14 protein-coding genes are annotated in these 18,356 nt (G+C 43.8%); 2 read left to right on the top strand and 12 right to left on the bottom strand.

What is annotated here, in order from left to right:
• Positions 1-516: 516 nt before the first annotated feature.
• The 11 genes from V7K30_RS23750 to V7K30_RS23700 form a co-directional block, all read right to left on the bottom strand.
• A complete protein-coding gene (locus tag V7K30_RS23750; RefSeq protein ID WP_335003477.1) occupies positions 517-879 on the bottom strand; it encodes an AtpZ/AtpI family protein in 363 nt (120 codons plus the stop codon).
• Complete coding sequence (locus V7K30_RS23745) at positions 876-1,310, bottom strand: F0F1 ATP synthase subunit epsilon (RefSeq protein ID WP_335003475.1); 435 nt, start codon at positions 1,308-1,310, stop codon at positions 876-878. The genes V7K30_RS23750 and V7K30_RS23745 overlap by 4 nt, the downstream gene beginning before the upstream one ends.
• Complete coding sequence (gene atpD / locus V7K30_RS23740) at positions 1,307-2,749, bottom strand: F0F1 ATP synthase subunit beta (protein WP_335003473.1); 1,443 nt, start codon at positions 2,747-2,749, stop codon at positions 1,307-1,309. Before atpD ends, V7K30_RS23745 begins: the two co-directional genes overlap by 4 nt.
• Positions 2,750-2,796: 47 nt before the next feature.
• The gene (locus tag V7K30_RS23735; protein WP_335003471.1) at positions 2,797-4,464 is read right to left on the bottom strand and encodes a GmrSD restriction endonuclease domain-containing protein; all 1,668 of its coding nucleotides are present in this window, start codon (positions 4,462-4,464) and stop codon (positions 2,797-2,799) included.
• A gap of 102 nt (positions 4,465-4,566) precedes the next feature.
• Positions 4,567-5,487, bottom strand: a complete 921-nt coding sequence (locus V7K30_RS23730; RefSeq protein ID WP_335003469.1) for a F0F1 ATP synthase subunit gamma — start codon at positions 5,485-5,487, stop codon at positions 4,567-4,569.
• Between the two features lie 2 nt (positions 5,488-5,489).
• Positions 5,490-7,055, bottom strand: coding sequence for an alternate F1F0 ATPase, F1 subunit alpha (locus tag V7K30_RS23725; RefSeq protein ID WP_335003467.1), 1,566 nt, complete (start codon positions 7,053-7,055; stop codon positions 5,490-5,492).
• A gap of 317 nt (positions 7,056-7,372) precedes the next feature.
• Complete coding sequence (locus V7K30_RS23720) at positions 7,373-8,188, bottom strand: F0F1 ATP synthase subunit B family protein (RefSeq protein WP_335003465.1); 816 nt, start codon at positions 8,186-8,188, stop codon at positions 7,373-7,375.
• Between the two features lie 4 nt (positions 8,189-8,192).
• The gene (locus V7K30_RS23715; RefSeq protein ID WP_335003463.1) at positions 8,193-8,501 is read right to left on the bottom strand and encodes a F0F1 ATP synthase subunit C; all 309 of its coding nucleotides are present in this window, start codon (positions 8,499-8,501) and stop codon (positions 8,193-8,195) included.
• A complete protein-coding gene (locus V7K30_RS23710; RefSeq protein ID WP_335003462.1) occupies positions 8,488-9,165 on the bottom strand; it encodes a F0F1 ATP synthase subunit A in 678 nt (225 codons plus the stop codon). Before V7K30_RS23710 ends, V7K30_RS23715 begins: the two co-directional genes overlap by 14 nt.
• Before the next feature lie 115 nt (positions 9,166-9,280).
• Entirely contained in the window at positions 9,281-9,607 is a 327-nt protein-coding gene (locus V7K30_RS23705) for an ATP synthase subunit I (RefSeq protein ID WP_335003460.1), read from the bottom strand.
• Positions 9,608-10,362: 755 nt separating this feature from the next.
• Positions 10,363-11,025: a GIY-YIG nuclease family protein gene (locus V7K30_RS23700; protein WP_335003459.1), complete on the bottom strand. Its 663-nt coding sequence runs from the start codon at positions 11,023-11,025 to the stop codon at positions 10,363-10,365.
• A 147-nt stretch (positions 11,026-11,172) separates the two neighbouring features.
• Here V7K30_RS23700 and V7K30_RS23695 point away from each other — a divergent pair, with 147 nt between their 5' ends.
• The gene (locus tag V7K30_RS23695) at positions 11,173-12,102 is read left to right on the top strand and encodes a carbohydrate ABC transporter permease (protein WP_335003458.1); all 930 of its coding nucleotides are present in this window, start codon (positions 11,173-11,175) and stop codon (positions 12,100-12,102) included.
• Positions 12,071-12,280: a DUF2887 domain-containing protein gene (locus V7K30_RS23690; RefSeq protein WP_335003648.1), complete on the top strand. Its 210-nt coding sequence runs from the start codon at positions 12,071-12,073 to the stop codon at positions 12,278-12,280. The genes V7K30_RS23695 and V7K30_RS23690 overlap by 32 nt, the downstream gene beginning before the upstream one ends.
• Here V7K30_RS23690 and V7K30_RS23685 read toward each other — a convergent pair.
• The gene (locus V7K30_RS23685; protein ID WP_335003456.1) at positions 12,228-18,194 is read right to left on the bottom strand and encodes a translocation/assembly module TamB domain-containing protein; all 5,967 of its coding nucleotides are present in this window, start codon (positions 18,192-18,194) and stop codon (positions 12,228-12,230) included. The genes V7K30_RS23690 and V7K30_RS23685 overlap by 53 nt on opposite strands.
• Positions 18,195-18,356 lie beyond the last annotated feature (162 nt).

Below are 18,356 nucleotides of genomic sequence, written 5' to 3'. Positions count from 1 at the left end.
TAAGCAATCGAGCGCTCGCAAGTTATTCCCAGTCAATTGAGAAAGTAAATACTTATGTGGCTTTTATTTTTAACTTATCAGAAATAGGCATTGAAAACTGAGCTTTTGGAAAGTGTGCAGTTTTATGCAATTTGTCTTGTATTTGGTGATATAGTGTCCGGGCAATTAAGCATAATACCTAGAACCCCACCCCGCCAAAGCTGCGCTTGAGCTAACCTCCCCGCAGGCTCTTAGGGGTTGGGGGTGGGGTTCTTTTTTTATGGGTAATTATCCGAACTTGATATGACTGGAAGTCGTGGCTACATGGCAATAATCTCAAGGGAGTATAGCGATTACCAGATGGGCGATTGCTCTTGAGTCGGACTTGTTAAAACGAAATATTGCACACATGGAAAAATCCGATGTGCAGTTTTCTGCAAAATAGCACGCACTATCATGCGATCGCACGATCCAAAATCATGCAACTATGCAATTTTCTTTCTTTTTCCCTCCTGCCTTATCTTCGTGCCATTGGGTTCAGTCTCTTTCTTCCTGGTTGGGAAAATCATCGGGTGGTTGATCTTTTGCCATGCGTTTTTGCTCCTGCGATACCCATTCCCAAGCCATCAAACAACCAATGCTTAAACCTGCCAGCATCAGTGCCAATGTCCATGAAAACGGATTGGGAAATTTAAAATCGATCCAGATGCCTAATGCCATTCCCAATAAAGTTGGTATAACCACTGACCAGCCAACTAAACCGATAAAACCTAAGCCAAACAAAACGCCACCATGAGGTTTTGCTTGGCGAGCATAAAGTCTGCGGCGTGCTTGATTAGCGATCGCTTTGGCGTTAAGATGCGTTTGGGAGCGAGACTTACGAGAGGGTGGGGTTTTCATGGATATTCACCTAATTCGATAAAGTGCCGAATTGTATTTACCTCTAGCTTTTCTAAAACGGAACGTGCTGTTTTTTCGCGTTCATCGATTAAGTGAAACTCCTCCTCAACGGTTTTTTTCAACATTCCCAAATCGCCACCTTCGACTGCATTTTGGGTAGCGACTGTGACCTCATCCCCATGCTTGATCAAAATTCCTTGATCGATGGCGAGGAATTGTTCTTGTCCTTGGGGTGGGACGAAGGATAGCAAACTCGGTATAAGCGTCGTCACAAAATCTATATGGTGAGGTAGCAAGCAAAACATCCCATTCTCCGCTTCTGCAATCACTTTGATCGCGGCTGTTTCGATTAAGATTTTGGTTGGTAAGACAACTTTGAGCCGCATTTCTGACGGAATTTCTGGATGCGTTTCTGATGATGGATCGGTCATGATTTTTTGCCCTCTTTTGGAGCTTTGACGACTTCATCAATTGAGCCGATCATGTAGAGCGATCGCTCTGGTGTATCAGCAAACTCATCATTGAGAATGCGCTCACATCCATTTAGGGCATCGTCTAATTCGACTAATTTCCCTGTCAAACCTGTAAACTGGGCAGTCGAAAAGAAGGGTTGAGTGAGAAAACGTTCTAAACGTCGCGCCTGGGATACGACTTGGCGATCGCCTGGTGATAATTCTTCTAAGCCCAACATGGCGATGATATCTTTCAGTTCCTCATAGGTGCTGATGGTTTTGCGGACTGCTTGAGCGATCTGATAATGGCGATCGCCAACGATATGAGGCATCAGCATTTTGGAATTCGATTGCATCAAATCCACGGCGGGATAAAGCCCTTCACTCGCCCGTTTCCGTGACAACACAATTGCGGCTGACAGATGGGAAAACACAGCGACAGCCGAGGGATCGGTGAAGTCATCCGCAGGTACATAAACCGCTTGAATGGAAGTAATCGCCCCTGCCGATGTATTGCAAATCCGCTCCTCTAGTTGAGCGAGTTCAGTGGCGAGGGTTGGTTCATAGCCCACCCGCGAAGGTATTATTCCCATCAGTCCCGATACTTCTGAACCTGCTTGGATAAAGCGAAAGATATTATCGATCAAAAGCAATACATCTTTTTGGGAGCGATCGCGAAAATATTCTGCCATTGTCAGCGCCGCGTGTCCTACCCAAAATCTGACTCCCGGTGCTTCATTCATCTGTCCAAAAACCAAAACTGCATTTGGGAGAACGCCCGTTGCTTCCATTTCTTGGTATAGATCAAGACCTTCTCGGCAGCGTTCGCCAATCCCACAAAATAAACTTACGCCTTGGTGCTGCTTCACCATATTATGGATCATTTCCGTAATTAGCACCGTTTTGCCAACGCCTGCACCGCCAAGTAAACCTGTTTTACCGCCTCGTTCCAAAGGTGTGAGCAAATCGATCGCTTTGATCCCAGTTTTGAGGATTTCGGCTTTGGTGACTCGTTCTGACATGGCGATCGGAGTAGCATGAATCGATCGCCATTCACCACCTGCGATCGCCTCTTTCTCATCGATCGCTTCGCCAAATAAGTTTAACATTCTCCCTAAAAGGCGATCGCCCACGGGAACTTGTAACGGGTGCTGAGTATCAATCACAATCTCGCCGCGTGTCAAACCTGCGGTTGGGGCAAGTGCTACACCCCGCACCACCTGAGCGCTCAGATGTGAAACCACCTCAATGGAAAGATGACCTCCTTTCCCTGTTTGTAATTGGCTATTTATATATGGCAAGCGTTTGGGAAAATGAATATCGATAATGCTGCTCCGCACGGAGAGGATAGAACCAAGATTTTGCTCTTGGGAATGATTTGAGTGGGAAGATGATTTAATATTTTGATTTCCATTCATCTGATTTGGTCACTCGTTTTATGTTTTAACTTTACTGGCGATGCCAACTACTCAACCGTAGTTAACTCTTCTTCAAAATCATCGACTAACTTCGCTTGTCCCTTCCTATCTACCTCTTGCTTAATAACTCTTTTTGAAAGCTCCCGACTAACAACTTTTGCACGCTCATCAATGAATTTTTCAAAATCGTCATCCCATATACCAAAAGTATTCAAATCCTCTATTAAATGGGTTTTCATAGTATTGTTTAGATCGGGATTTACCTCCTGAAATTTAGCCATATATTTTGAGGGTGCTTTCGCTCCTATCTCTCTTTTGTTAAGAAAATCATCAACTATCGTGATATTTAAGATGTGATTTATGTAAAAAACTCCATAATCCTTTGTTTTCAAATATGCCCTTGGGAAAAAGTGGTGATAGTTTTTGCTATTTGCTTGTTTTAGCCAATAATTACTAATATTGACAATCGAATTGTCATTGAAAGATTTTGGCTGATGATATGAATATATGCACAATATTGCTTTGATGTAGCTTCTTGCAGCGCTAAATGATCCATTATTTTTAATAAATTCTTCTGAGGTATCAATTGACCAATCATAACTTGGCAACTCTCCATAGAGAATTTTATCAATTCTTTTTACATCTTGCGCTAACTTACTCTCTACAGCAGATGAATACCGTCCAGACAACGAACATCTCCAAAAAAAGTCCTCTAAATACTTTTGCTTATCCCCAATTGCCTTATCTTTGTGATGAAAAAAGAAATATGAAAAGGGTATTATTAGTGCGTTGTATGGAAGTAGCTGTGAAACTGGAATTCGGTAATAATTTCTGAAGTATTCTACCGTTCGTTCAATGGAATCTATTGCCTTTGGCCAAACGTTAATAAATTCATTCTTATCAAGTTGTAGAATCACCTGCCTTTTACATTCTTTAGAGATAATTATAGAGACAACTTGAAGCACTGTAGCATCTGAAATTGTTTCATAATCCAAAGGTTTTAAATTATCTATCAATTCCTGAAACTTCTCTGTTAAGTCAAAGTTCTTTTCATGGTCAAATGTTTTAGCTACCATAATCTCAAACAAAGATAATGGTTTTCCACCAACATTGATTCTCGTGAAAATTTCTGTGGCAATATCTATAGGTGCATCCTTAACAAGGATTGTCGAATATTGATAACTTTCAATCCTGTTCTTATATATTCCAATCTTCTCATGATATTTCTGAGGATATGACGCTAGAAGTATGAAATCCCCCTTCCGCAGTATAAGAATACTAATTAGACTTTTTTCATTCTTTCCTTCAATGTCAGTGATAACAATCTGCTCGGACTCCTCTGCATCCAGATCAATAAATATTTTTGAGAAATCGTCTTCTCTACCATCTTCTCTTTTTAACGTAACGCCTCTTAAGCTGGCAAATAGGCTGGTTAGTCTCTGCTGTCCATCTAAGACATAATCAATAAACTCACCTTCTTCGGGATCTGGTAGTACTTGGTTCCCAATATTTCTGACTGACCGAAGTCTTTCTTTAGTTCTCCAAAGAATAAATGTGCCGATTGGATAGCCTTTGACAATACTATCAATAAGACCAGCAGACTTCTGCATTGTCCAAACGAAATCTCTCTGAAATTGTGGAATTTTGATTTGTCCCTTTTCAATCTCGCTCACCAAGGTTGAAAACGTTTTTGCTTGTGGTTCTGGCAACTTCATTGCTAACTCCTAGATAGATTAATTTATGTATTCGCCATTGTAGCCTCGCTTGACTTGAATCAGTTAGTATTAGTATTTCTCTAGATTGAAATAAACAATCCTCTAATGGCTTAATTCAAAAGCTGAAATAATTTCTAGTAATTCATCTGTAATTGCAGTTTGACGTTTTTGCTGAAATTGACTAGTAAATTCTGTCAGCCTCTCTTCAATGTTTTTTTCGGCAACTTGCATAGAAGCGAGACGGCTAGCATTTTCACCTGCGAGGGACTCACCAAAAGCCCGATAGAGCAAAATAAAGAAATATTGTCGTAATAGAGATGCAACCAAAACATCGCTCGGCATCGTAAAAATTGGTAGAGTTCGCGATCGCCATTCAAGGCTTTCTATATGTTGTAGCCATTGGCTATCAAGTGGCAACAGTTGCAGCTTGTATGGCTCCCATAACGTATTAGAATGTAAGTGGTTGTAAAATAAGATAATTTGGACAATTTGCTGACTATCGCGCCATCTGGCAATGTGCAGCAAGATTTCTTGAACCATTGATGTGATCCCAGTTAGGGAACCTGGCATGGCGAAAGTTTGCTCAATTCCATAGCCTGCGGTTTCTAAATGGGAAATCAGTCTCGATCCGACGGCAAAAATCGCCAGATGTTCGGGTGAGAGCTGCAATTTCTCTAATTCAGCGATCGCATAGTGGCTAATCTGCTCGTTGAATTGACCGCACATCCCTTGCTCTGAGCCAAAGATAATTACGCCGTAACGGCCAAGGTCGCTCGAAAGGGATTGTGAGTAAGTTTTGAAGCCATCGCCGTTATCATGTTGCAGGGAAGCATCATGTGTATGTGCTGCCTTCAATACTACGTGCAAACCCATTTCGATTGTCCGATTATACTCAGCGAGGGAGGCAACCGCCTGTTCGTATTGGTGGATGTTTAACGCCGCTAATACTTTCATCATTTTCACCACGGCTTGCAGCTCTTGGGCAGTGTGGATTTGGCGTTGCAGAAGCTCAATGGATGACATGGCTACTCCTTCATATCCTTCGGCTCTTTTGTATCGTTTGTATCCTTTACAATGGTTGCGATCGCAGTTTTGGCAACCTTTAATAAGGCATCGCGATCGGCATCACTCAATACGGCTCCGCTTTCGATTTGCAGGCAAAGATCGGCTAACTCGGTGGATATTGCTTCAGCGATCGCAACCTCTGCAATGGCAATTTCAGCGATCGGGACGGAATCGAGCAAGGCTGCCGTCACCGAAAGCATCACAGCTATTTGCACAGCAGCTGACATCGGCGCATATTGCTTTTGTTTGAGAATCTCACGCACCCGTCGCCCGCGTTCTAAAGAGAGGCGAGTCGATTCTTCTAAGCGCGTACCAAAGCGAGAGAAAGCCTCTAGTTCTTCAAATTGAGAATAGGAAAGACGTAAATCTCCTGAAACAGTGCGATATGCCGGGAGTTGGGTTTTGCCACCCACCCGCGAAACCGACTTTCCGATATCGATCGCCGGCAATACTCCCTTTTGAAAGAGGATTGGTGAAAGATAAATCTGTCCATCGGTAATCGAAATTAGATTAGTCGGGATATATGCGGCAATGTTTTGTGCCTCTGTTTCGACAATCGGCAGCGCAGTTAAGGAACCACCACCTCGTTTTGCATTTAAATGTATAGAGCGTTCGAGTAAGCGCGAGTGAATATAAAAAATATCCCCTGGATAGGCTTCGCGTCCAGGTGGACGGCGCATTAACAGAGAAATTTCTCGATAGGTGCGGGCATGATTGGTGAGGTCATCGTAAACGATTAGGACATCGCGCCCTTGATCTGTAAAATATTCTGCCATCGCAGTAGCGGCATAAGGTGCGACATACTGTAAGCCCGGTGGCTTTTCTGCTGCTGCCATGACGACGGTTGTGTATGCCATTGCGCCCTGTTCATTGAGGTCGGCAATTACCTTGGCAACAGCCGCACTACGCTGTCCGATCGCGCAATAGATACAGAGAATATTTTTGCCTTTTTGATTGATGATCGTATCCAGGGCAAGACCGCTTTTACCCGTTTGGCGATCGCCTAAAATCAATTCCCTCTGTCCACGTCCAATGGGAATCAGGGCATCGATCGCTTTAATTCCAGTTTGCAAAGGCACATTCACGGGCGCACGATCCATGATACTAGGGGCATTGCGTTCGGCGGGCCGACGTTGGGAAGTTCGCATCACGCCTTTACCGTCGAGGGGGCGACCGAGGGGATCGATCACTCTTCCTAGCAGCGCGTCGCCCACAGGGACATCAAGTACTTTGCCAGTGCGCCGCACTTCTGTACCTGACTGGAGTTGCTCACTAGAATCAAGCAAAACTACTCCAACTTCATCGGGATCGAGGTTAAACACCAACCCCAGACTACCGCCAGTAAAACGGACAATTTCCTCTGATTGCACATTCGGTAAACCGGCGATTTTGGCAATTCCTTGCCCAATCGATTGCACAATTCCGATTTCCTGCGATCGCAATTTTGCTTCATGCTGATCGAGAACTTGAGTATACAGTGCAAAACTATCTTGCAAAACTGTCTGTAAAGTTTCTTCCTGCTTCACATCATCCCTCCTGTCAATCAATTTTGGATTTTGGATTTTAGATTTATTCTCGCGTTTAAATTCGCTTGCTCTCAAACCTTTCTAAATTTTGGATTTTGAATCTTCTCTACGAGAGGCTCCGCCAACAATTCCATTATCCAAAATTTAAAATCTAAAATTCGGTCAGGGGCTTATAAAGTGATTTTGGATTTTAGATTTATTCCCCGAATTTATTCAGGGGCTTCTCTACGAGACGCTGCGCGAACAGACCTTTTTAAATTTAAGATGTTTGAATCTTCTCTACGAGAGGCTCCGCCAACAATTCCATTATCCAAAATTTAAAATCTAAAATTCGGTGAGTTCTGATTTGTTTCAGCTTCTGCTGCAAAAACCGTAACTAAATTTTCGGTGATTGTATCTAAGTAAGCATCCATACTCCACGCCAGCTTATAACCTGTGCCGCGCAGTTCGATCCCACAAATCAAACTAGATTCAATTTCATAGATCGGTTCGATTTTTTCTGAACCTCCCGCGTTAAAATAGTCTTGCAAAACCGTAGCGATCGCTGCACAAATATCCGTCGGTAGCGTGAACGTACTAACCACCGTCAACGGAATGCTGTCTTTTGTCGAAGCAGTTAAAGTCGTCACCAGTTCGGCACGTTCTGTTTCAGTCAAATCGCGTAATTTCTGCAAAAACACCCTGGCAATCTGCGTTTCTAACTCCGACTGTGCCAAGTCTGTCAACACCCGCCGCACTGTTGCCTGTAATTGTTCCATCGTGCGATCGCCTACTTCGTGCAAAAAAGAGTCTTTCTGACGTTGCAAATTGCTTTGCCATTGCGATCGCTCCTTCGCCACCGACTCATGCATTTCTTTCAACAAGCGTTGGCGGGTTTCCTCCACTTCTGATTTTGCTTGAGTCAGCAATTCTGCCTTTTCGTCTGTGAATTGCTGTTGTATTTCCTGATAATGCTTAACCTCCTGTTCTGCTTCTTCTTTTTGTTCAGATGCCGACGACAAGCGATCGGAAATTGTCTTCTCGCGGCGTGCCATTGCCTTGGTAATCGGTTTATATAAAAAGCGTTGCAGCACAAATATCAACACAAAAAAGTTGAGAATTTGCGCCCCGAAGGTAAACCAGTTAATCTCCACTTCATTAGGCTCCTGCTTTAGCGATCGCACCGATCACATATTTCCAGAATGGATTGGCAAACAGGAGAATGAGCGCGATCACAAAGCAATAAATTGCCACGGATTCGATAAATGCTAATCCCACAAATAAGGTACGGGTAATTGTATTTGCTGCGTCGGGTTGTTGAGCGATGGAACTGAGTGCCTGGGCAACGGATTTACCTTCGCCAAGGGCTGGGCCGATCGAGCCGACGGCCATCGTCAAACCCGCCGTGAAGATTGACACAGTGCCAATAATTCCAAGTACAAGTGATAGCGATTCATTTTGAGCCATAGTCTTCATTACTCGCAGAACCAATATAAACAACTGCTAAAACCGCGAAAATATATGCCTGAATTAAACCTGTCAACAAGCCTAAAGCCTGCATAATCGCTGGAAAGAAGAATGGTGCGATCGATATTAAAATCGCCCCAATCATGCCGTCACTCATCACATTCCCAAACAAACGCACTGCTAAAGCTAAAGTCCGTGAGAGTTCGCTGATTATATAAAAGGGAAATAGGATAGGAATTGGCTCTATGTAGTGGTGGAGGTATTTCCAGATTCCTTCCTCACTGATACCAAAAACAGGAACGGAAAAAAATACACATATCGCTAGGGCGGCAGTGGTAGACAGTGAGGCAGTGGGCGGGTGATAACCAGGAACGATCGCTAATAAATTAGAGGTGGCAATAAAAACAAACAGGGTGCCGACAAAGGGCAAATAGCGATCGGGATTTTGTCCACTGGTTTGCTGAATTTGATCGCGTAAATTGACAACTAAGACTTCCAGCAGGTTTTGCCAGTGGGATAGCTGCGTGTCAGTCGAGAGTTTGCGCGTCACCAACCAAGCACCAATGCCCAAAAGTAGCATGATCATCCATGTAAATAACAAAGTGGCATTGATCGTCACCAATCCCCAATTCCAAAACACGATCTCATCTGGACTAATCTGCATTGAATCTCCTTGATCTTGCCAATTTTAGATTTTAGATTAATCCTGTTAGAGGCTTTTCCTCAATCCAAAATTGATTGACCCTATAAAATATCACTGTTAATGTTTAATAATGTGGTCAGTTTTTTGTAAGATTTGTTGAAGTATTAAAGTATGACATTTTGAAGTGGAGAATGTGAGTTTCAATAATGCGATTGCGTACCCAAATAAACGCGCCTAAGCAAACGAGCAGATGCCAAAGTGCGTTCTCTTGGGCGATCGCTAGCACGAAAGCAAATCCGGCGATCGCGATCGCTAACCGCCCAAAAAAGCTGCCTAACGTTAATAGAATTGGGTTTTGGGTTGTAGATAATTTCTGTACCGTTCTCCACAAGCCACGAAAGTAGAGATTTCCTAGCAAAATTCCTAACAATAAAGTAACAGGTAAAAAGAAGAGGCTGTTCATGTTAAATCTCCTCAGAGGCTATTTGAAAAGTTATGAACGGATAAATTTTATACCAATGTTGTTGGACAAGGTTTCAGATAACTCTCCTTGTTAAGTATTCTGAGGGGCTATGGCTTGATTTCTTGATTGAATTGATTCATTACGATATAAATCGTTACCAAATTCAACCTACCATTCGGCTATGGACGGGCTTGGATCTCTTTCCGCAATGCAGCAATTTCGGCTTGGAGTGCTTTGATGGATTTCTCGCATTTACTTTTAAACCGCTCCAGGCACAGAGAACGCTGAGACAAAATAAGAGATTTTACGAGTCATCTTGAAAGGGCTAGTTCTACTTTGGAATAGTTGTAACAAATGACTGTAATAAGATTGAAGATATATAGCAATCCTAATAGGACTTACGCAAAATTGTCTCAAAAACCTGATTTGTCGTAGCGGTAATTCATGAATTACCGCTACTTCAGAACTTTTTTGCGTAAGTCCTGCCTAAATAGGGCATTGCGGAAAAAGTAATAATTTACAACAGAATTCAGGAGCGGAGCAAGAAAAGCTCCGCCAAGGCGTCAGAATTCAGAATTAAGAAGTACAACAGTCTTGATATATAGCTTTGAGGGTTAGGTTGTGTACTTCACCAAGTTTAAACCCCCTTCATAGCGGTTCTCTTTTGGATAGAATACGCGATAGGGGCACACATCTGTACGCCCCTATCGCATAAGCATTACTTTGTCAATATAAACAACTAATTTAATTGACACCTAAAACTTGGTTTGCTGTGTCTGTTCGTCGATAATTACACTCCAGTCATCGTTTTTCACAGCAGCTTCAAGTTGACGCTGACGTTCGGCTATACTCGCATCTATTGTTTCTGACTCTTTAGAGAGGGTTGTGTCAGCCATTGCTTTCCGCAGTTTTAGCTTTTTCTCCTCGTAGGCTTGACGTTCCGCCTCTGACATTACCGCCTTCGCAGCTTCCCCTACCGTGCTAGCCCACATTTCGCGATCGGTTGCATTACCAGGTGGTGTGCTTTCGAGTTCTGCTATCCACGCATCTCGCAAATCTTCCATTTCTTGACGCTTCGGGAACTTGAATGCTTGCACGCGCACAAAAGCACACTTTTGCTGACCATTTTGGCTGACATGGCCGTTTAGGGAAAGCAACACATTCCGAGAATAGCCAATGTACTGCGTGCGGCGTTCTGCGTCTAATACTGAGTAAACACCTGCAATTTTAGCGTTCTGAGTAGCCGCACTCCAAGCCTCAAGGTTAATGATTTCAGTACCATTGTTTGCCAGTTCAGGGGTTATACTCACCTCAATGGCGGTGTGTTCGTCGTCAGAACTATACAAAAATTCATGTAGTCCACGGTGGTTTATGGGGACATTTTGATGTTCAATTGGCGGGTTGTGTTGAGTTTCCATCGAATTTTATCTCTGAGTTATTAATTAGCGATGCCAACGGCAAGCGCGAAGCGCTACGCAAATATATGCCTTTAGAATATTGAAGCTTAAATCTACTCACATCCCCAAATTCTTGCTGACAAAGTGAAAACAACTATTAGACCTTATATGAATCAATTGATACCTAAAAATTGGATATTCATCAAACAGCGGCTTACCCCTTATTTATTTTTACTACCCGCCTTAGTTCTTTTAGGGTTAACTGTCTTTTTGCCTGCACTGCAAGCGTTTTACCTCAGCTTTACTAGCTATGAAGATATAGCGCAGCCGCCACAATGGATAGGTTTCGCCAACTTCCTCAAGCTTTGGAAAGATGCAGTTTTTTGGAAAACCTTGGAAAACACTTTTCTATATCTTGTGGGTGTAGTACCAATTTTAGTAATTGCTCCCTTAGTGCTGGCAATTTTGGTAAATCAGAAACTGCGGGGGATGAATTGGTTTAGAGCAGCGTACTACACTCCAGTAGTAATTTCAATGGTGGTTGCGGGAATAGCTTGGAAATGGCTGTATGCAGAAAACGGATTACTGAATCAATTCCTGAAAGCTTTGGGCCTTTTCCCAGAAGGTATTCCTTGGCTAACCAGCCCAGCAAAAATTTTTGGCATTGTACCAATTTCTCTTGCCAGCGTGATGGCTGTCACTGTCTGGAAGGGACTAGGCTACTACATGGTAATTTATTTAGCTGGTTTACAATCAATTCCTGCTGATGTGTACGAAGCCGCTGCGATCGATGGCTCTGATGGTATTAGCAAACATTGGGATATTACCATACCTTTGATGAAGCCGTATTTAGCACTAGTGGCTGTGATTTCGGCTATTTCTGCGACCAAAGTCTTTGAAGAAGTATACATTATGACTCAAGGGGGCCCACTCAGTAGCTCGAAAACGATTGTTTATTATCTATATGAGCAAGCCTTCAACAATTTGGAAATTAGCTATGCTTGCACAATTGGTTTAGTGCTATTTTTGATAATTTTAGGTTTATCGATTTTGCGATTAGTTATTAATCAGCAGGGGGGAGATAATATCACAATCTGATATTTATGAACTTATCCCACATAAACCTGACTTTCCAGAAGATACAATCTATTTTGTTGAGGTCCAGTTTCAGCGCGATGATGATATTTACTGGCGAATAATAACAGAAATTTTCTCTTTTTTGTTTAAAACCGCGTTTGATACTCCACTACTGCACGACTGTCATCAGTTAAATTAGTGGAAGCACGCACACGAAATTCATTGTTTATCCGGTAATTAACACCCCATTGGAAGGGGTCATTTGTTGTCAAAATCTTGATGCTGGAAACGGAGATTTTGGTAGAAATATCAATCCCAGCCTCGGCTGCTAATTCCAAAGTTGAACTGCTCCTTCCCGCTTCGGGATTCTCAGAAATAACGGTAGGAAATATTCGCAGTTCACTTAGGCCAAAAGTACTCCCAATCTGGTTAAAAGCTGACTGAAAATTGTTAAACACAGCCGAGCCTGCGATGTTAATTAAACCCAAAGTACTGTCGCCCCGTCCTTGGGTGTCTACAAATCCACCTCCTAAAAGAGCAACAATTTCGGTTTGACTACGTGACGGACTGCTTGTTAGTTCTAGATTTTCATTTAGTTTGCTGGCAAGACCGTTGATAGTAGCTTCGACTCGAACACTCTCTAAGGCTGATAAACCTGTGGTATTTACCCGACTGAAGTCATTACTTTGAGTTACATCTAGTACCTTGGCAAATAGCCGAATATCTAAGTTGGGGTCGCGGGGTTGGGAGGGACTAAAAGTTGCGGTGTGTGTATAGCCAGAAGCAAGGTTAAATTGGGTAGTAAATAAATTCACGCCACCTTTCTCTAAGCGGATAGTGCCATCGGGTACGGGCTGATTGATTAAGCCGTTAACTATGAGATTACCAGTTGCGCGGAAACTGAGAATAGGTGGACGGGTAATTTGGACATTTTTACCGAGTTCTAAATCTAGATTATTAAATCTAGCGATGCCTGACGGCAAGGGTTGAGCCAACGCATTTTCTATTCCATTCCCAATTTCAGGTTTACTCTGCTTATCGGCTTTTGTGGGTGATACACCGAGACTACTATTTGCAGATGAAGTCGCGTCGGTAGATTCTGCCAGCAATACCTGACCATCAAATAAACTTACTTTACCGCCAATTATGGGGTTGAGGGCAGAACCAGTAATCTGCAAGTTGCCGCTAGCACCTCCCTGGTAAAGTCCCTTGAGATTCAACACTAGCTGATCGAGATTAACAGTCAGGGGATTTTTGATAGTTACATTCTCATTGTTGAAAATGGGAATTTCTCCAGCAGCTTCTACCTTCCCACGGCTAAATCTACCCTGAAGATTCTCTACTAAGATGCTGTCAAAATTAAACAGGACTCTACCTGTGACATGTCTCAGCTTACCTGGCAATGCCTGGGCTGAAAAAGTAGCATTATTGATAGTGGCAATTCCATTTACTTCGGGTTTTTGCAACGTTCCGCGTACCTTGAGGTCTACTTCTCCTTCACCTTTCTCAAATACCACTTGATTAGTCAATGCGTTTAACAGTGCCAATCCCTCGTTTTCCAACTTCATATCCAAACTGATTTGATCGCTGTCTGGTGCCACGGAAGCAAAAGGTAATTTATAAGGGATGCTGCCAGTAATATCAACAGGTTTTGGCCCAGCGACTGCTACAGTACTACCAAAGTCTAAGCGTCCGTTGGTATAGCTGAAACTTGCTGTTGCTGACTTTATTTGGTTGTTATTTAGTTTTCCTTCTGTGATTTGCAATTCCCCTCTAGCTTGGGGATTAGCAATGCTGCCTGCTAAAGCTGCTGTAGCGTTAACATTACCTGTGATTCCAACTGGCAGTTTGACAAAATTATTCAGTACTTGTACCGGAAAATTATTCACCCGCAACTGACCAGATTGTTCATCACCGCCAACGTTACCCGTGAAGGCAATCAGCCTGTTCTGAGACTCGATTCGTAAAGGTCGCAAACTCAAAACACCATTCTCAAAGTTACCTTCGGCAATCACTTTGTCGGCAGTATAAAAACGATTTCGTTCTTCCTTTTTACCCCAGGCAAAGTTTTGTCCATTCAAATTAAAATCCACTGACAATCCATTGGCTGTAGCTGTATTTACAGCCACTTCCCCGTTGAAAGTCCCCTTTAAGTCTGCCAAATCCGGTATTGGAGTGGAATTAAGTCGCTGTTCTTCCTGTTCTGCTACCAGGGTTTCAATTTCAGAAAACCGTTGGATTTGGGTTAATAAGGGTTGATTTGGCGCTCCTTGGGGGCTGGTGGTTAGATCCGCTGCTGTGCCGTAGATTTCTGGTGAACCACCCGGCAAATTTTGTAAATCAAATACCTGTGCTACAGCTAAAACATCTTGGATCTCTCCCTGGCTGACGTTCAGTTTACCTTCTAGTTGAGGGCCTTTAGGGGTTTGAGCAAAAGTACCGACAAGGGCGTAACTACTTTTGCCTTTAACAAATTCACTACTGGTGAATGTAGCTTTACCGTTACCGTAGCGGAATTGAGCAGCTATTCGATCGCCTTTAAGCCGGCCAATTTGCGGATTAGCGATCGCTAAATTCCCTGTTGCTGCCAATGTCTGCTGATTAAACAGCAAATCCCCAGTTAATAACCCAGTTATCTTACCAGTACCCAGGCGAGTAATTGCTGGCGGAGTCAAATTCAATATTTGTAAGGGGAAATTTGCGACTTTGAGCGCCCAATCATTCCCTTGAACATTACCTGTGGCTGATGCTTGCTGCCATTTGACTAAGAAGGATTTAGGGCGATTATTGGCATCTAAATTGAACGCCAAGCGATCTCTGGCGAGAAGCCCCTTCGGGTCTACGCTATTTCCTGCCAAGTTCAAATTTAAACCACGTCCCTGTGCTGAATCGATGTTTCCAGTTAACAACGGCTCAAAAGCAATATCTTGAACAACCAAGTCTCGTAAATTAATTTGCCCTACCACATTTGGCAAGGGCAGCTTGCCAGTTATTTGCCCATTAAAATCTACTCTCCCCGCCACAGCAACCTGATTAGGAAGATTTATAGGTAACTGTTTTAAGTTGTAATCCTGGGCTTGGACGTTGAGATTTAGGGCAGTAATTTCCGGTATACCTGCTTTTTTAGCATTGGCTAATATGTTACCAGTCACACTTAAACCGGGAGCAGTTGCTCGCTCAATGGTAAGCCTTTCACCACTCCAAGCGATCGCAGCCGTCAGAGGTCGCTCAAGACCAGGGATACCTTGGGATAATTGCACCTGTCCAGCAGCACGCACATCAGCTAATTTGGATGATCCTAGCGTGCCAGCTAATTGCAACTGACCGCCAAATTGACCCTGTAATTGCTGATTGAAGCGATTTAATTCTACACCAGAAGCATTAACTACAGCTTGATAGCGACCATTAGCTACTTGGATATTAGAGGCTGCGATCGTTCCACCTGCAACATCCAGCCGTCCCTGACCACTGGCTTGGATAGTTTGCGGTTGGAAGGACTCAACAGAACCCGCCACGTTTGCTTGACCAGTTAATACTCCTCGTAACTGCGGTGGTACTGCTGCCAACTGCTGCAACGGTACATTATTTGCCTGAACTTGCGCCTGGTATAGACCATTAGCTACTTGGATATTAGAGGCTGTAATAGTCCCACCTGCAACATCCACCCGCGCTTGACCACTGGCTTGGATAGTTTGCGGTTGCAAGGACTCAACAGAACCTGCCACATTTACTTGACCAGTTAACGCTCCCTGGAACTGCGGTGGAACTGCTGCCAACTGCCGCAATGGTACATTATTTGCCTGAACTTGCGCCTGATACACACCATTAGCAAGTTGGATATTAGAGGCTGTAATAGTCCCACCCGCAACATTTACCCGCGCCTGACCACTGGCTTGAATAGTTTGCAGTTTAAAAGAATCAACAGAACCCGCTACATCGAACTGACCATTTAACGCTCCTTGGAACTGCTTTGGTACTGTTGCCAATTGCCGCACGGGCACATTCTTAGCCTGAACTTGCGCCTGATAGACACCATCAGCCACTTGAATATTTTTAGCTGTAACCGTACCACCGCCAATAGCAAGACGGCCTTCACCACTGCCACGCAGGGTTTTCAGGCTGAAATTATCTCTGTTGCCTGCGATTTGGAACGTACCCGCCAATGGATTATTTAAAGCTGGGGGAGACTGTTTCAATATTTGTCCCAACCGCACACCATTAGCTACAAGTTGAGCAGAAAAGCCTTGGTCTTGCAGTTGGACATTAGAAACTGCAACTGTGCCGCCACCAATTTGAACTCCTCCGCCATCAGTGCGAATCGTGGCAATTTTAAATGGTGCTGTGCTACCTGAGAGAATGAGACGACCATTGTACTCTACCCCCGCCAAAGAGAGATTTTGCAGTTGACTTTTGTTTACAAATGGTTCCAACTTCACTCCAGAGGCAACAGCCACAGCTTGCCAATGCTGATTGGCGTAACTACCAGTTGCCCGGACTGTACCACTATTTACATTCAGAGCCACATTACGGAAAGAGACGTTGCGATTTGGAGCGATTGCAACTTCGCCAGTTCCGGGGTAAGTTCCGTTAGGAGCTTGGAATTGTACCACAGTTTGGACATTGGTAGGAGCGCCTGTTAGTTGGGCTGTACCAGAAACATTGCCGATTTGGAACGAGGGTGTTGTTTCATAAACTTTTGCGATCGCATCCCCTGGAACATTCTTGGCAGCGAAATTTAAATCCAGTCGAGGGCTTTTACCGAGTTGAATTGTACCAGCACCCGTAATTTCACCACCAACTTTCGCTTTACCTTGAATATCTTTCAGGGTAATTAAAGAGGAACTAGTAACAAGCTCAAACTTACTACTAATGCTATTAAAATCAACTTTATCAATCCGGGCAGTTTGGATTGTGGCAACTGTACCTGAGAGAATTGGCTCTTTAGTTGATCCGGTAATCTGCAAAGAAGCTTGTACTTGTCCAGCGATCGGCACAGGTAGTTTTACCTTGAGAGTCTCTTGGGCATTAGCCAAACTCACCGCATTTACACGCCCTGCCAACTTAAAGCCTGCTTTAGTGTCGATGATTCCCGTAGCCACTAGGGGAATTTTGCCGTAGTTGGTAGTAACATTCTTTAACTGCAACTCCGTTCCCTGGAAGCGGAGGTCGCCTTGGGTATTGCTCAACAGTTGCGGGACTTTGGGTATTTGAAGTGTTACCCCTTGCACAGCAGCACTGCCAAACAATAAAGTCTGCTGTCCTGGGATTAACCGAACTAACAAGTCGCCATTGGCTCGACCCGCCTGTAAGTTCACTGGTAACTTAATCAACCGCGTAATATCCGCAGCCTGCAAGTCTTGCGATCGCAACTGAAAGTCGCCTGCTAGGATCTTGGAACGTGTCTCTCCTTTAATAGAAATATTGCCACCACTGTCTGCTTGCCCCCCCACTTCAAACCTGATTAACTGGTTGTTGGCTAAAAGTTGGGCAGATCCATTCAGTTGAGAAAATCCCACAGGAGATAAGGCAGACGCGGAAGATATTCCTCCCCCTGCTCCCCCTGCTCCCCCTGCCTCCCCTGCTCTCTTCTGCGGCATCAACGCCAGCTTGGCATTGCGAAACCGCAGGTAGTCCAAATCGGTTTTAATGGCACCGCCTTCACCTGACGATGCGATATTAGTAGAAACCCAGCGCCCTTGCTTATCCTGTTCAATGTAAATATCTGGGTTGACTAAGGTAACATCTAACTTTAAGTGGCGGTTAAAGACTAGTTGTAACAGGTCAAAACCTACCTCCACAGATTCGACTTTAGCCTGATCTGGATCTGTGGGTGTCGCAGGGATAGCTGAAGCCCCAAACTGCACTCCCATCAACGAAAATTGTGTGACTCTTCCCAGTTGTACCGGACGGTTGAGTGTAGTCGTGAGACTTTGTTGTGCCAAAGGTGTTAACTCTGTTTGGACAAAAGTCCACAACCGCCAAATACCAACGACAACTCCTAACAGTAAAAGTCCGCCCAAGGTAATGCTACCCCGACTCAACACCAGCAACCACAGACGCTTGTTGCGGATAGGGGACGGGGAGTGAATATCTTGATTGGGAGATTTAGTCATTTGCTTTCACTGTATTAATTGCCGGATGTCGCTGGCACACACAAGCATTAACTGACACATTGATTCAGTATGCCATTTCCAGGATACGCCAACTAAACCTAAGACCTCATTGGTTGAGTTACGGTATTTGGTTGATCCAATACTTATGCTTAATAATATTGG

Source organism: Nostoc sp. (assembly GCF_036917655.1).
Lineage (GTDB): Bacteria > Cyanobacteriota > Cyanobacteriia > Cyanobacteriales > Nostocaceae > Nostoc.
This window is presented reverse-complemented; position numbering and strand designations above follow the sequence as displayed.

What these genes read in the sequence shown, in the direction of transcription:
- V7K30_RS23745 (WP_335003475.1), bottom strand. Translation starts at nt 1,310, where the DNA reads ATGACCGATCCATCATCAGAAACGCATCCAGAAATTCCGTCAGAAATG.
- V7K30_RS23705 (WP_335003460.1), bottom strand. Translation starts at nt 9,607, where the DNA reads ATGAACAGCCTCTTCTTTTTACCTGTTACTTTATTGTTAGGAATTTTG.
- V7K30_RS23695 (WP_335003458.1), top strand. Translation starts at nt 11,173, where the DNA reads ATGAATCAATTGATACCTAAAAATTGGATATTCATCAAACAGCGGCTT.
- V7K30_RS23750 (WP_335003477.1), bottom strand. Translation starts at nt 879, where the DNA reads ATGAAAACCCCACCCTCTCGTAAGTCTCGCTCCCAAACGCATCTTAAC.
- V7K30_RS23735 (WP_335003471.1), bottom strand. Translation starts at nt 4,464, where the DNA reads ATGAAGTTGCCAGAACCACAAGCAAAAACGTTTTCAACCTTGGTGAGC.
- V7K30_RS23710 (WP_335003462.1), bottom strand. Translation starts at nt 9,165, where the DNA reads ATGCAGATTAGTCCAGATGAGATCGTGTTTTGGAATTGGGGATTGGTG.
- atpD (WP_335003473.1), bottom strand. Translation starts at nt 2,749, where the DNA reads ATGAATGGAAATCAAAATATTAAATCATCTTCCCACTCAAATCATTCC.
- V7K30_RS23685 (WP_335003456.1), bottom strand. Translation starts at nt 18,194, where the DNA reads ATGACTAAATCTCCCAATCAAGATATTCACTCCCCGTCCCCTATCCGC.
- V7K30_RS23730 (WP_335003469.1), bottom strand. Translation starts at nt 5,487, where the DNA reads ATGTCATCCATTGAGCTTCTGCAACGCCAAATCCACACTGCCCAAGAG.
- V7K30_RS23700 (WP_335003459.1), bottom strand. Translation starts at nt 11,025, where the DNA reads ATGGAAACTCAACACAACCCGCCAATTGAACATCAAAATGTCCCCATA.
- V7K30_RS23715 (WP_335003463.1), bottom strand. Translation starts at nt 8,501, where the DNA reads ATGGCTCAAAATGAATCGCTATCACTTGTACTTGGAATTATTGGCACT.